The organism is Nocardioides sp. (genome assembly GCF_036493135.1).
Lineage (GTDB): Bacteria > Actinomycetota > Actinomycetes > Propionibacteriales > Nocardioidaceae > Nocardioides.
The window spans coordinates 56,707-70,112 of record NZ_DASXQG010000047.1 but is presented as its reverse complement, the minus strand read 5'-3'; the positions used below and the strand labels follow the sequence as shown (position 1 = coordinate 70,112).

The following is a 13,406-nucleotide window of genomic DNA, read 5'->3' as shown; positions in this document are numbered from 1 at the left end:
GCCTCTCACCCGACGGAAGTCAGGAGGCGTGACGGGTGGGACCCGCGGAGCGGCGTGACGGTCGGACGGCGACGCCGGTGCTGCGCTCACCGGGAACGGGCGCACGGGGCGGGGTGGGACGCGATGAGACCCTGGTCGGCCTGGCCATCGCGTCGCCGAGGCGGCGTACGGCGACTTCCCGGTCCACCTCGCCGCGACCTTCACGACTCAGCCACGAGACCCAGAGCATCGCCAGCACCGTCGCTACCACCGGCGGGGCGAGCCACCACAGGATCTCCACGCGCTCCAGGGTAGGCACCGGGCATGCACCCGCACGCGAGGCGCGCCCGACCCGCGGCCCCTAGGGCGTGCCGACCCACTCCTCGGTGCCGTCGCCGAACTGTTGGTGCTTCCAGATCGGCACCTCGGACTTGAGCGTGTCGATCAGCGCCCGCGAGGCGTCGAACGCCGTGCCGCGGTGGGCCGACGCGGTCGCGACGATCACCGCGATGTCGCCGATCGAGAGCCGGCCGACCCGATGGACCGCGGCGACCGCGCGCACGTCGTACTGCTCGGCGACGTCGGCGCAGACCCGACGGAGCGCGTCGAGCGCGGTCGGGTGTGCGGCGTACTCCAGCCCGCGTACGTCGAGCCCGTGGTCGTGGTCGCGGACCCGGCCGACGAAGAGCGTGAGCCCGCCCGAGGCCAGGTCGTCGAGTGCCGCGACCACCTCGGCGACGTCCAGCGGTGTCTCGCGCAGGTCGACGAGACGCATGACGTTGGGATCGGGGGTGGGCACATGGTGACCCTAGCCACCGGTCGTCAGCGGGGTGACCCTCACCGTCAACGGCGTACCGTTGGAGCATGACCGAGCAACCGCCGCCCGACGACCAGAACCCGTTCCGGGGCACGCCGTTCGAGCAGTTCTTCGCCGGCGGAACGCCCGACATCGGCCAGCTCTTCAGCCAGCTCCAGTCGATGATGCAGCCCTACGACGGGCCGCTGAACTGGGAGCTCGCGACCGACACCGCCCGCAAGTCCGTCGCCCAGCAGCCCGACCCGACCCCGTCGCAGAAACAGCGCGACGAGATCGCCGACGCCGTCCGGCTGGCCGACCACTGGCTCGACGAGACCACGAACTTCCCCTCGGGCGTCACCTCGACCGCCGCCTGGAGCCGGGCGGAGTGGGTCGTCGGCACGACCGATGTCTGGAAGATCCTCGTCGAGCCGATCGCCGCGTCGTCGGTCGGCGCCCTCGGCAACGCCCTCCCGGCCGAGGCGGCGAGCATGGGCGGTCCGATCCTGGCGATGCTCGGCAAGGCCGTCGGCGCCATGCTCGCGACCCAGGTGGGCTCGGGTCTGGGCGCGATGGCCGGCGAGGTGGTCTCCGCATCCGACATCGGGGTCCCGTTGGGAGCTCCCGGCAAGGCGGCACTCGTGCCGGCCAACATCGCACGCTTCGCCGAGGGGCTCGACGTACCCGAGAGCGACGTGCTGCTCTACCTCGCCCTCCGCGAGGCGGCCCACCAGCGGCTCTTCGCCGCGGTGCCGTGGCTGCGCGACCACGTGATCGGCGCCGTCACCGACTACGCCCAGGGCATCGAGATCAACACCGACCGCATCCAGGAGACCATGGAGGAGCGCCTGCGCGGCGTCGACCCGAGCAACATGGAGAAGATGCAGGAACTGATGGAGGGCGGGCTGTTCGACATCCCCCGCTCACCCCGGCAGGACGCCGCGCTGAAGCGGCTCGAGATCGCGCTGGCGCTGGTCGAGGGCTGGGTCGACGAGGTGGTCGGCGAGGCGACGGCCGAGCGGATGCCCACCGCCACCAAGCTCCAGGAGGCCGTACGCCGTCGCCGCGCCGCCGGGGGTCCGGCCGAGGAGACGTTCGCCTCGCTGGTCGGGCTGGAGCTGCGACCGCGGCGGCTCCGCGACGCCTCGACGCTGTGGGGATCGCTGCGCACGCGTCAGGGTGCCGAGGCCCGAGACGGTGTCTGGATGAGTCCCCACCTGCTGCCGACCGACGCGGACCTCGACGACCCGCTCGGCTTCCGCGAGGGCTCCGACGTGCCCGAGCAGCTCAGCGAGGACGACTTCGACGCCGAGCTGCGCAACCTCCTCGACCGCGGCATGGGCGGGGCGGACGGCACGTCCGAGGGTCCGCGCGAGGAGTGAGCGCCCACGCAGCAGCGCTCGCCGCGCTCCGCTCGTGGACCCCGCCCTCGCCGGCCCAGGCCACGCTTCGTGACCGGTTCGTCGCCCACCTCGAGGAGCATCCCGACGGGCTGCGGCGTACGTGCTCACCGGGCCACGTGACGGCTGGCACGCTCGTCCTGTCCCCCGGGCTGGACGCCGTACTGCTGAACCTGCACGGTAAGGCTCGACGGTGGTTCCACTTCGGTGGCCACTGCGAGCCCGACGACGGCTCGCTCGTCGCCACCGCGGCCCGCGAGGCGCCCGAGGAGTCCGGCCTCGCGGGGCTGCGCGTCCATCCGGAGCCGGTCCACCTCGACGTGCACGAGGTGGAGTTCTGCCGGGGGCACGGGCGCGCCGACCATCTGGACGTCCGGTATGCCGCGGTCGCGCCGCCCGGTGTCGACGCACGGGCCGGCGACGAGTCGCTCGAGGTGCGCTGGTGGCCGCTGGCGGGGCTGCCGGACCTCGAGCCGGAGATGCACGAGCTGATCCGGCTCGCGAGAACCCGGCTTCAGTCGCCGCCGCCCGCGAGCCTGGCACCCGCGGAGTAGCCGTCGAGCCAGGCCTTCGCGCGCTCCGCGTGGGGATAGCGGTCCACCCACGCCCAGAAGCGGTCGTTGTGACCGGCCTCGATCAGGTGGGCCAGCTCGTGGACCAGCACGTAGTCGACGACCCAGTCGGGCATGTCCTGCAGCCGACGGGAGAGCCGGATCGAGCGGTCGACCGGCGTGCACGAGCCCCAGCGACTGCGCTGGTTGTCGACCCAGCGGACCGTGGCCGGCAGGGCACGCCCGCGAAGCCAGGTCTGGCTGAGCCCGGTGGCCCGCCGCAACAGCTCGTCGTCGCTGGGCCGGCGCCGGGCCTCGGCCTTCTCGACCCGCGCCACCATCGTCTCGACCCACTCGGCTTCCTGGCGGCGGGTCAGGGAGGCCGGGATCAGCACGACGATCCGGTCGCCCTCGCGGTACGCCGACACGGTCCGGCGGCGCCGCTTCGAACGGCGTACCTCCACCTGGGTCTGCGGCTCCCCACTGCCGTTCGTCATGGCGGAAACGGTAACGGTCTCCCCCGTCACCCGACGGGAGCCGCACCGGACGGATACCTCGCAGCCTCTGGCACCTCATCGGGCCTGCGCGGGGTGTCACGAACTGCGAGCTATCGGTCCTTCGCGGCCCAGGCCAGGAGGCGGTCGCGCGGCCAGGTGTTGACGATTCGTTCTGGCTCGATGCCGGCCGCCTCGGCGCGCTCGCAGCCGTAGTCGAGGAAGTCCAGCTGACCGGGCGCATGGCTGTCGGAGTCGATCGAGAACAGGCAGCCGAGGTCGCGGGCGAGCTCGATCAGCTTCGTCGGGGGGTCGCGGCGCTCGGGGCGGGAGTTGATCTCCACCGCGACGTCGTGCTCGGCGCAGGCCCCGAACACCGCCTTCGCATCGAACTCGCTGCTGGGCCGGGTGCCGCGGTTGCCCATCACCATCCGGCCCGTGCAGTGCCCGAGCACGTTGGTGCGGGGGTTGCGGATCGCGCCCATCATCCGCGCCGTCATGCCGGCGGCGTCCTGACGCAGCTTGGAGTGGACGCTGGCGACCCGGAGGTCCAGCTTCGCCAGCATCTCGTCGGTCTGGTCGAGCCCGCCGTCGTCGAGGATGTCGACCTCGATCCCCTTCAGCAGCGTGAAGCCCGCGCCGGCGAGGTGCTCGTTGACCGCGTCGACGACGCCGAGCTGCTTGGTCAGGCGGGCGACGCTGAGACCGTTGGCGACGGTCAGGCGGGGCGAGTGGTCGGTGAGCACGAGGTACTCGTGGCCGAGCTCGATCGCGGTGAAGGCCATCTCCTCGATCGGCGATCCGCCGTCGGACCAGTCGGAGTGGGAGTGCAGGTCGCCGCGCAGCGCGGCCCGGAGCGTCCGTCCGCCCTGGGTGAGCGGCCCGGCGTACGCCGCCTCGAGCCTGGCGAGCCGCTCCGGCTGCTCCCCGCGGACGGCGGCCTCGATGACCGATGCGGTGCTGGGGCCGATCCCTGGGAGCTCGGTGAGCGTGCCCGCCTCGACGCGCTCGGCGACCTCGTCTGCGGGCAACGGCAAGATGGTGGCGGCGGCGTTGCGGAACGCCTGCACCCGGCGGGTCTCCTCGCGCCCCCGCTCCATCAAGAACGCGACGCGTCGCAGCGCAGCCACCGGTCCCTGCTCGTAGGGGTGGTCCGGCGCCGTCTCCCCGTCCGTGCTCATCGGGCTCCTTTCCGCTGTCTTGCGCCGGTGCCGCTCGTGGTCAGCGCCGCTGTCCCCAGGCAAGGGATTTTCCCTCCACACCCGGTGCGCGACATTCTTGCTGGTCAGCCGCCGCGAAGCGCACCCCGGTCGGCGGGGTTCCACAGGCCCTCCCCAGCCGGTCCCCACCCCACAAGGGGGTTCTCCACAGGCTGCACCGGCGTTGTCCACAGGCTTGTCCACAGGCAACCGCGCGAACCCTGCCCGATGCGTTGACCCTGTCCTCGGCGCACTCCTAGCGTGGCCCGCAGACGGGGTCCCGGGACTCCGGACGGCGTTCGCAAGGGGAAGGCAAGCGACGTTCGGTCCCGGGCCTCCGTCTAGCCACCTCTCGGGCCTCTCGGGCCGAGCCGGGCACGTCCCCACGGACCCCCGACAGGAGGGCCTCAGCGCCCCGTGAACCTCGGTTCGCGCCGCCCTCGTGCAGGCGCTGAGGTCCTCCTGGAGGTCGTCGGCGGGCGATCGCGGGCCCTGAGCGTGAAACCAGGCTCTTCCACGCTCACCGGTGCGCCGACTGCACGCGGTGGCTCCGGTGCCGTAGGGTCGGCGACGACCGGGTGCCCGCGTGGCCCGGTCCCGGCGGGCTTCCCCTGACTCCCCCGTCGCGACGACCGTAATGAGAACAAGCAAGGAGGCCGTCATGGCGGAGACCTGGAGCGGCGAGTTCTACTGCGTGAAGTGCAAGGCCAAGCGCGAGGCAAGCGGCGAGGTCCGTGTCAACGACAAGGGCACTCGCATGGCGAAGGCCGTCTGCCCCGTGTGCGGCACGAACCTCAACCGGATTCTCGGCAAGGCCTGAGACACCGCACAGACCTCAACGGACGGCGCCACCTCCGGGTGGCGCCGTCCGTCTGTCCGCACGGGCCGTCTCCGCACGGCGGCTGTGGATGAGCGCGGACCTCGGATCGCGGCTTGTGCCAGCGTCGGGGCATGGCGTCGTGGACGGATCTCTCCCGGCCCGTGCTGCGCGACGGGCTCCATGTCGTACGCCGTGACGACCGGCATCTTCAGGTCGGGCTCGACCCGCCACACCGGCTGGTCCTGCCCGACCGGCCGGGCCTGCACGACGCGCTCACCCATCTCGACCGCCGCCCGCCCGAGGCGATGCGCGGTCTCGTCGACGAGCTCGTGGCCGGCGGTTGGATCGTCGACGCTGCGTCCCGCCGAGCCGCGCGCTCACCCGCGCCGGTGACCTTGGCGGTCGACGCCACGCTCGAGGACCGAGTGGTCCGCACCTGCGCCGCCGCGGGACTCGTGAACTCACCGGACGCGAGCACCCGCCTGGTGGTCACCGTCGGCGAACCACGGCGCCGGGTCTCGGACGCTTTGGTCCGCGACGACGTCTGCCACCTCTGGCTGACCGTGCTCGCCCGCTCCGTGCGGATCGGCCCGTTCGTCGAGCCCGGCCGGACCGCCTGCCTCCGCTGCATCGACGCACACCTCGGCGACCTGGACCCGCGTCGGGCAACGGTGCTGCATCAGCTCGAGGAGCTGCCGACCGCACCGACGAGAGATCCGGATCCGTGCCTGGTGCAGATCGGGATCGCCTGGGCCGCGCGCGACGTCGTACGCCGGCTCGACGGCCGCGACCCCGCCCTCCGGTCGGCGACACTCACCGTGACCGACGACCTCGAGGTCACGCGACGTGACTGGCTGCGCCACCCGCACTGCGGCTGCGCCTGGGGCTAGGGAACCTCTGCGGGCTCACCACCACTCGCTGTCGAGCTTGCTCTCGATGGCCCGCAGGTGTTCGCGCGAACAGGTGTCGCAGTAGGTCTTCTTGCGGCCGTTCTCGACCGAGGTCACCCAGGTCAGAGTCTCGGCCCCGCCGGCCTGCTTCCCGCACATGTCGCAGGTCTTCACGTTGATCAACCTAACCCCGCCCCGCGCGGCCGGAGCCGGCCGGAGGTCGTGGGAGCGTGCGTATGCGCGGCGGCCGCCGTGGTCGGGCGACCGAGAACTGCACCACGCGGCCGACGCGACCGCCAGCGACGTAGACCTCCGGGCCGGAACCGGACGTGCGCGACACCCTCCAACAGACGCGCGGGAGCCCGGTACGACTGTGTCGTACCGGGCTCCCGGAACACTCGCGATCAGGTCGAGGCGGTGTTCCTCAGTTGGCGCGGGCCAGGGCCAGACGCGCCTGCCGCGCGGCCTGCTCGGCCTTGCGGCTCAGCCGCCGTGCCGCCGCCTGCTGGCGGCCACGACGGAGCTGCTGCGCCTCTCCCAGGCGCGCGGACATCTGCGCGCGCGCGAGGTCTTCGTGCATCAAGTTGTTCATCATGGGCTTGTTTCCGTTCTGGTTTGTGTGGTTCAAGGAAGTGCTTTCCAGTGATGGATGGATGAATAGACAGGGCCGTCATGCGAGGCCGGTCACGTGACTGTTGAGGTCAGGCGGCCTGCTCGTTCTTGCGTGGACGCCCTCGCGGACGCTTGCGGGGGATCACTACTCCTTGGAGGAACAGCTCTCCGCCCCAGACGCCCCAGGGCTCACGCCGCTCCAGGGCTCCGGTGAGGCAGAGATCCCGCACCGGGCAGTCCTGGCACAACGCCTTGGCGAACTCGACGTCGGCCGGCGACTCGGCGAACCACAGGTCCGAGTCATTGACTCGGCAGGGCAGCAGCTCGTCGGGCACCGTGTCGGCCGTGTCGTGGAGCTCACCGAGCGTCGCAGGCAGCAGCGCATCGGCGACCCCGTACCGGCGGTCGAGAACAGTGATGGTCATGTCTTTCACCTCCTTGTGTGACCTGATCGCTTCGAGTGGGAAGTCTTCGTTTGAAAATCAGAAAGGCCGCGGATCCCGGTTCGGGTTCCGCGGCCTGGAGGCTGCCGATCGCTGCTGACTGGTCAACAGGATGGTGGTCTCCAGGCGGAGGTACCCGGGAAGCCGGTGGTGGTGGCGAGGCCCATGTCACCGATGTGGCGAACGCGGGCGCACGTCGACACCTGAACGTCGCCGAACGGCGAAATGGCCGCAGCCTCGAGGGAGGTCTGGCCATACGCGGACACGCCGAACGCCGGGCTCTGAGCCGTGATCGTGCGGTTGATCTTGATCATCCGGGCCACCTCCTTCGAGTGTCGGGCGCCGACCTTGCCACAGGTCGTGATGCGCTGTTGGTTTCGTTGCCTGCAGAACGCTACCGGGGGGGCGTGGTAAGCGGCAAACGATTTAGTGGGCATTTCGCGAAAAAGTTTGAAGAAGTTCAACCGACGACCGCGAGCAGGGCCGCTCCGTATCGCTCGAGCTTGGCCGGGCCCACGCCACTGATGCGCAGCAGGTCCGCGGAAGACGTCGGTCGCAGCTCGGCGATCAGCTGCAGCGTGGCGTCGGTGAACACCACGAACGCCGGCACGCTCTCTTCGTCGGCGCGCTCCTTGCGCCAGACGCGCAGCTTCTCGAACAGCTCCTCGTCGTACGACGCGGGGCAGTCGGCGCAGCGTGCGCGCTTCTTCTCCGCTGCGGTCGACAGCGGCCGACCGCACTCACGGCAGTGCACCGCGCGCCGAGCCTTGGGCTTCGCGCTCCGGGCGCGCGCCGAGGCCGGCAGCAGCCCGTCGAGGAATCGGGAGGGCTGGCGGTTGCCCCGGCCACCCGGCGTGCGGGCCGCCGCCCAGGACAGGACCAGGTGCTCGCGGGCACGGGTCATCCCGACGTAGAGCAGGCGACGCTCCTCCTCGATCTCCGCCTCGGACGTCGCGTGGGTCAGCGGCATCGCGCCGTCGTGCATCCCGGCGAGGAACACCGCGTCCCACTCGAGGCCCTTGGCCGCGTGCAGCGTCGCGAGGGTGACACCGCCGGCCGCCGGCGCGTGCTGCTCGGCCGCGCGTCGGTCGAGATCGGCCACGAAGTCGCTCGCGGAGGTCTCCCCCGCCTCCTCGGCCATGGTCATCAGCGCCTGGAGCGACTCCCAGCGGTCGCGGGTCTGGCCGCGCGTGGTGGGTGCCTCGGCCGTCCATCCCATGCCGGCGAGCGCGCCCCGGACCAGGTCGAGCACCGACGAGTCACCGTCGTCGTTGCGCACGGCGCCGCGTAGCAGGGTCACCGCCTGACGCACCTCGGCACGGTCGAAGAACCGGGCGGCGCCACGCACGACGTACGGCAGGCCGCGGGAGGCGAACGCCTCCTCGAACGCCTCGGACTGGGCGTTGATGCGGAACAGCACCGCGATCTGCGACGCCGGCACCCCGTCACGCACCAGCGCGCCCACGGCGTCGGCGACCGCGTCTGCCTCGGCGACCTCGTCGGGGGCCGGCTGGTAGCGCACCGCGGGACCGCTCGAACGCTGGGCGCGCAGCCGCACCGAGGTCGAGGCGGAGCCGGCCAGGACGGCGTTGGCCGTCTCCACCACCTCGGGCGAGGAGCGGTAGTTGCGGGAGAGCTCCACACACGTCGTGCCGGGGAACTTGCGCGGGAAGTCGCGGAGGTACGACGCGTCGGCGCCGGCGAAGGAGTAGATGGTCTGGGCCGGGTCGCCCACCACGCAGATCTCGTCGCGTCCGCCGAGCCACAGGTCGAGCAGCGCGGACTGGATCGGCGAGACGTCCTGGAACTCGTCGACGACGAACCATTTGTACTGCGCACGGACCTGCGCGGCCACGCGCTCCTCCTCGGCGAGCATCCCGGCGGTGAGGAGGAGGACGTCCTCCATGTCCATCCGCGCCTGCGAACGTTTGACCTCCTCGTAGCCGGCGAACAACCGGCCGACCGTCTCGTGGTCGAGGTTCGCGACCGCGCGGTCGTGGCGGCCGGCGATGCGGGCGTAGTCGTCCGGGCCGACGTTGCTGACCTTGGCCCACTCGACCTCGGACGCGAGGTCGCGCAGCAGTGCCTGGTCGGTCGGCACCCGAAGTCGCCGGGCGGCACCGGCCAGGAGCGGGATCTTGGACTCGGTCAGGGTCGGCAGGTCGCCGCCGTACGTCGTGGGCCAGAACCACCGCAGCTGCCGGAGCGCGGCGCTGTGGAACGTGCGGGCCTGAACGCCCGGCGCGCCGAGCCGGTGGAGTCGGCCGCGCATCTCGCCGGCCGCCCGCGTCGTGAACGTGACCGCGAGGACCTCGGTCGGGGCGTAGATGCCCTCGGCCACACCATGGGCGATGCGGTGGGTGATCGCCCGCGTCTTGCCGGTGCCCGCACCCGCCAGGACCCGCACCGGCCCCCGCAGCGCCTCGGCCACCTCGCGCTGCTCCGGGTCGAGCGCCCCCAGCAGGTCGGCGCTGAGGTGTGGTGCTGGGCTCACGCGGGAACAACTCCTGAGCGGGGATGGTTGAAGATGGCACAACAGTAGACGTGAGAAGGGACAGTCCTCGGATGACCGAGTCGGTGGCCAGTTCGGTGACCAGCGCAGTGACGAATGCCGTGACCAATGCCGTGACCATGTACACGACGCCGTGGTGCGGTTACTGCCACCGTCTGAAGGGTCAGATGGACCGCGAGGGGATCGCCTACGACATCGTCGACATCGAGGAGCACCCCGAGGCGGCCGCGCTCGTCGAGAAGGTCAACCACGGCAACCAGACCGTGCCGACGGTGGTGTACGCCGATGGCACCGCGCAGACGAACCCGTCGCTGATGCAGGTCAAGGAGAAGCTGGGCCTGAGCGAGGACTGAGCGACGCTCGCGCGCGAGCCGCTCACCACGACCCTGGCAGCGGACCGCCGTACCAGTCCTCGACCAGCGACCGGCTGATCGAGACCCCGCCAGGCAGGACCAGCTCCCCGGCCGCGGTCTGCTCACGCATCGCCGCCCGGGTGAACCACCGGGCGTCCTGCATCTCCACGCCGTCGACGGTGATGTCGGGTGAGGCCGCGCGGCCGCGGAAGCCGAGCATCAGGCTCGACGGCAGCGGCCACGGCTGGTTGCCGAAGTAGGTCACCTCTCCGACGACGACGCCCGTCTCCTCGGCGACCTCACGTCGTACGGCGTCCTCGAGCGACTCGCCCGGCTCCACGAAGCCGGCCAGGGTCGAGTAGCGACCCGACGGCCAGATGTCCTGGCGGCCGAGCAGCAGCGCCTCTTCCGGTGAGCCGGGCTCGCCGTGTGTGATCGCCATGATCACGGCCGGGTCCGTGCGCGGGAACTGCCGCCGGTGGCACTCGACGCACTGCTGCTCGTGCCCGGCCAGACGCGGCTCCAGCCGGCCTCCGCAGCGGGGGCAGAAGCGCGTGGCGAACAGCCACTCGGCCAGCCCGATCGCGTGGAACACCAGAGGCGCCTGCTCGACCCCGGCACCGGACAGGTGCGGCAGCAGGTCGCGGATGCCGACCCAGCCCTCCCCCTCGGCGTACGACGCGTCGACGACCTGGGCGAACCACACCCGTCCGTCGCGCTGCCCGAGCAGCACCCGGGTGCCCTCGCCGGGCGCCTGCGTGCTGGGCACCCACGGGACGGTGTCGTCGACCGGCCTCACCCGGCTGCCCGCCACCACGAGCACCCGCGTCTCGGGTGCGGCCCAGGCCTCGGCCAGCCACGCCTCGTCGGTACGTCGCTCCCCCACCCGGTCGTGCGGATCTGCGGCCAGCTCCAGGTGCGGGAACGTCACGGCCGGAAGGCTAGTCCCGCGCGACGGTGGGCACAGACACCGGCTCGGGATGGGTCTGGCTCGTCACTCGCCGACCCCCACGAGCCTGGAACCGGCGCTCGACGAGCCGCCAGGAGGCCTCGGCGACGGCGAAGGTGAGCACCAGGGCGCACGCGGCAGAGGTGACGCTCTTGCCACTCGCCAGGGCCACGAGCCAGAGCAGGGGTGTGTGCCACAGGTAGAGCGCATAGGAGCGGCGACCCACGTAGCGCAACGGGGACCAGGCCAGCGCTCCCCCTCTTTGGGAGCACGCGCACCAGATCGCCACCACGGTCAGCAGTGGCACGACGGTCGGCACCACGCGGAAGGCGAGGTAGTCAGAGGGCGTCGCGGCCCAGACGAACAGGGACACGAGGACAAGTCCGGGCGCGGGAGCCGCAGAGGCCGGAGACACGGCGCGAGGATCGCGAGCAGGGCACCGATGACCAGAGGTCCGGCCTGGGTGTCCGAACCGGCGTGCACTCGGACCGGATCGGCGAGTGCGAAGCGGAGCGCGGTCGAGGCGATGATCACCACTGAGGCGACCACGACGGGGCCGCGTCGCCATCGCAGAGCGAGCAGGAGCACGAGGGGCCAGACGAGGTAGAACTGTTCCTCGACAGCGAGCGACCAGGTCGGATCCAGCGATCCAAGGTCTCGGCCGGAGATCATCGACCAGTTCGCGTAGTAGAAAAGCGTCGGCTGGATCGTAGGGGTGATGTTCGTCGCCATGACGGCGCGCAGCGCCAGGAGAGCACCGAGGATCAGGGCGAGCGCGGGCAGCAGGCGGCGGGCGCGACGTTCATAGAAGCGGGACAACCGCACGCGACCCTCGGCGCGCTCCTCGAGCAGCAGCGCCGTGATCAGGAAGCCGGACAGGGCGAAGAAGACCTCCACGCCCGCGGCACCGAGGGCGTCGAGGCGGGCGCCCGTCTCGTAGGCGACCACGTGTGAGGTGAGCACGAGGATGATGGCCACCCCGCGCAGGCCGTCGAGCTCGGGACGGCGCCCCAGACGGAAACCCGGAGGCGAGCTCATGAGAGCAAATCGTGATGGAAACCGCGTCGCACGTCTCAAGAATCCGGGATCAGGGGTGGTCTTTCGCTGCTGGCCCGATCACGAAGTACCAGCGCATCCACACCGCCTGGACGAGAACACCAATGACGAAGACCAGTGCGAACAAGGTCAACCTGCCCCGACGCGAGGTGACACGATCCCCGACCTCGGGGAACGGCCACCACGGGATCACGCTGAGGACGCCGTACCGGAAGATGCTGGTCGTGGGGCGCGTCGAGCCGAGCAGGAACAGGACGTAGAGGAACGACCAGCAGCGGAGCTCGCTCCCCCAGCGTGCGGCAGCGGGCCTGAGAAGCGCGGCGAGCAGGGCCAGCACGAACATCGGGATCACGACCCGCAGTGCCGGGGTGGAGCCGTGCACCATGGCCCCGAGCCAGGTCTGCCAGCCACCGGAGTCATGTCGGTACCACGCGTTCTGGGTCACGAAGTAGGCGTCACGACGCCCCGTGACCACCGCGGCGACGAGCGGCCAGGCCAGGAACGTCGCCGCCGTCACCACGATCACAACCCCGGACGCGATCCTGTCCCGACGGGGGAAGTCGACCGAGCGACGGACGCGCCAGCGCGCGTACCAGTGAATTGCTGCGACCGCCGCCAACGGCAGGACGATCGGACGCGCGAACGCCAGCGCGACCGCCGCCAGGAGGAACAAGCCGTAGCGACGGGACCGTAGAGCCCAGAGCGCGCCCACGACGAGGAAGAGCGCGAGGCTCTCGGTGTACGCGATCTGCCAGACGAGCGCCGCCGGACCGACGCAGAGCGCGAGCACACTGAGAGCGGTACCGAAGCCGCCCAGCGTGGGCGAGAGCATCCGGTACACCAGGCACATGGCCGCGGCGCCGAACGCCATGCTCACCAAGGACGCGGCCGTGCCGAACGGCAGCCCGGTCCAGGACACAAGCTTCACCAGGGTGGGGTAGAGCGGGTAGAACGCCCACTGGTTGACCTGCACGACGCCGTCGACGGTGGGTAGGTGCGACGGGTATCCGTGCTCGACGATGAAGCGGTACCACTGGCCGTCCCAGTTGGTGACGAGATCGCCGTACGACCGCCCGGTCTCGAGCGGCGGGCGGCCCGAGGCGACGGGCAGGCCGGAGGGGTCGAACTGCGCGCGGCCGGTCAGGAGCAGCAGCACTGCGTCCACCGCACGGGAGACGAGGTAGATGGCGAGCGGGACGAGGAACCAGCTGCGGCCGCGTGGGCTCAGCAACGGCTCCTTCGAGGTGGTAGGCGCGAGCGACTCCCGACTCCGGGACGTGACCTCCGCTGCCATGCCGAAATCACAACACGTGGGGACGCTCTCCCGCTGGAAGATCGCAGACTCCACAGCA

General features: G+C 71.2%; 18 protein-coding genes. 5 read left to right on the top strand and 13 right to left on the bottom strand.

The features are described 5' to 3' along the window. Nucleotides 1-19 precede the first annotated feature (19 nt). Entirely contained in the window at nt 20-280 is a 261-nt protein-coding gene (locus VGJ24_RS08325) for a hypothetical protein (RefSeq protein ID WP_331500062.1), read from the bottom strand. A gap of 60 nt (nt 281-340) precedes the next feature. Then, nucleotides 341-778: a molybdenum cofactor biosynthesis protein MoaE gene (locus VGJ24_RS08320; protein ID WP_331500061.1), complete on the bottom strand. Its 438-nt coding sequence runs from the start codon at nt 776-778 to the stop codon at nt 341-343. 65 nt (nt 779-843) lie between these two features. On the opposite strand from VGJ24_RS08320, the gene VGJ24_RS08315 reads away from it, so the two are divergent. Both VGJ24_RS08315 and VGJ24_RS08310 read left to right on the top strand, forming a co-directional pair. After that, on the top strand, nt 844-2,157 hold the full coding sequence (locus VGJ24_RS08315; protein WP_331500060.1) for a zinc-dependent metalloprotease: 1,314 nt from the start codon (nt 844-846) through the stop codon (nt 2,155-2,157). Continuing rightward, on the top strand, nt 2,154-2,729 hold the full coding sequence (locus VGJ24_RS08310) for an NUDIX hydrolase (protein ID WP_331500059.1): 576 nt from the start codon (nt 2,154-2,156) through the stop codon (nt 2,727-2,729). Before VGJ24_RS08315 ends, VGJ24_RS08310 begins: the two co-directional genes overlap by 4 nt. Here the strand turns inward: VGJ24_RS08310 and VGJ24_RS08305 are convergent. Together VGJ24_RS08305 and VGJ24_RS08300 are read right to left on the bottom strand one after the other, a co-directional pair. After that, nucleotides 2,690-3,223, bottom strand: coding sequence for a M48 family metallopeptidase (locus VGJ24_RS08305; RefSeq protein ID WP_331500058.1), 534 nt, complete (start codon nt 3,221-3,223; stop codon nt 2,690-2,692). The genes VGJ24_RS08310 and VGJ24_RS08305 overlap by 40 nt on opposite strands. Before the next feature lie 110 nt (nt 3,224-3,333). Next, a complete protein-coding gene (locus VGJ24_RS08300) occupies nt 3,334-4,401 on the bottom strand; it encodes a PHP domain-containing protein (protein WP_331500057.1) in 1,068 nt (355 codons plus the stop codon). 679 nt (nt 4,402-5,080) lie between these two features. On the opposite strand from VGJ24_RS08300, the gene VGJ24_RS08295 reads away from it, so the two are divergent. Together VGJ24_RS08295 and VGJ24_RS08290 are read left to right on the top strand one after the other, a co-directional pair. Then, entirely contained in the window at nt 5,081-5,239 is a 159-nt protein-coding gene (locus VGJ24_RS08295) for a DUF5679 domain-containing protein (protein WP_331500056.1), read from the top strand. 131 nt (nt 5,240-5,370) lie between these two features. Further along, nucleotides 5,371-6,129 (top strand): TOMM precursor leader peptide-binding protein, encoded by a 759-nt coding sequence (locus VGJ24_RS08290; RefSeq protein ID WP_331500055.1) that lies wholly within the window; start codon nt 5,371-5,373, stop codon nt 6,127-6,129. Nucleotides 6,130-6,144: 15 nt separating this feature from the next. Here VGJ24_RS08290 and VGJ24_RS08285 read toward each other — a convergent pair whose 3' ends face one another. The 5 genes from VGJ24_RS08285 to VGJ24_RS08265 form a co-directional block, all read right to left on the bottom strand. Further along, nucleotides 6,145-6,303 carry a hypothetical protein gene (locus tag VGJ24_RS08285; RefSeq protein WP_331500054.1) on the bottom strand — a complete coding sequence of 53 codons (159 nt, stop codon included), beginning with the start codon at nt 6,301-6,303 and terminating at the stop codon, nt 6,145-6,147. A 250-nt stretch (nt 6,304-6,553) separates the two neighbouring features. Further along, entirely contained in the window at nt 6,554-6,709 is a 156-nt protein-coding gene (locus tag VGJ24_RS08280) for a hypothetical protein (RefSeq protein WP_331500053.1), read from the bottom strand. A 121-nt stretch (nt 6,710-6,830) separates the two neighbouring features. Beyond that, nucleotides 6,831-7,166, bottom strand: coding sequence for a WhiB family transcriptional regulator (locus VGJ24_RS08275; RefSeq protein WP_331500052.1), 336 nt, complete (start codon nt 7,164-7,166; stop codon nt 6,831-6,833). A gap of 122 nt (nt 7,167-7,288) precedes the next feature. Continuing rightward, nucleotides 7,289-7,498, bottom strand: coding sequence for a hypothetical protein (locus VGJ24_RS08270; RefSeq protein WP_331500051.1), 210 nt, complete (start codon nt 7,496-7,498; stop codon nt 7,289-7,291). 146 nt (nt 7,499-7,644) lie between these two features. Then, on the bottom strand, nt 7,645-9,678 hold the full coding sequence (locus tag VGJ24_RS08265; RefSeq protein ID WP_331500050.1) for a UvrD-helicase domain-containing protein: 2,034 nt from the start codon (nt 9,676-9,678) through the stop codon (nt 7,645-7,647). Between the two features lie 71 nt (nt 9,679-9,749). Between VGJ24_RS08265 and VGJ24_RS08260 the strand changes: the two genes are divergently transcribed. Then, nucleotides 9,750-10,049 carry a mycoredoxin gene (locus tag VGJ24_RS08260; protein WP_331500049.1) on the top strand — a complete coding sequence of 100 codons (300 nt, stop codon included), beginning with the start codon at nt 9,750-9,752 and terminating at the stop codon, nt 10,047-10,049. Nucleotides 10,050-10,071: 22 nt separating this feature from the next. Here VGJ24_RS08260 and nudC read toward each other — a convergent pair whose 3' ends face one another. The 4 genes from nudC to VGJ24_RS08240 are packed head-to-tail and all read right to left on the bottom strand — an operon-like array spanning nt 10,072 to nt 13,348. Then, nucleotides 10,072-10,980, bottom strand: coding sequence for an NAD(+) diphosphatase (gene nudC / locus VGJ24_RS08255; RefSeq protein WP_331500048.1), 909 nt, complete (start codon nt 10,978-10,980; stop codon nt 10,072-10,074). A gap of 10 nt (nt 10,981-10,990) precedes the next feature. After that, nucleotides 10,991-11,371, bottom strand: a complete 381-nt coding sequence (locus VGJ24_RS08250; RefSeq protein ID WP_331500047.1) for a hypothetical protein — start codon at nt 11,369-11,371, stop codon at nt 10,991-10,993. Then, complete coding sequence (locus VGJ24_RS08245; protein WP_331500046.1) at nt 11,293-12,036, bottom strand: acyltransferase; 744 nt, start codon at nt 12,034-12,036, stop codon at nt 11,293-11,295. The genes VGJ24_RS08250 and VGJ24_RS08245 overlap by 79 nt, the downstream gene beginning before the upstream one ends. A 49-nt stretch (nt 12,037-12,085) precedes the next feature. Beyond that, complete coding sequence (locus tag VGJ24_RS08240) at nt 12,086-13,348, bottom strand: hypothetical protein (protein ID WP_331500045.1); 1,263 nt, start codon at nt 13,346-13,348, stop codon at nt 12,086-12,088. Between the last annotated feature and the right edge of the window lie 58 nt (nt 13,349-13,406).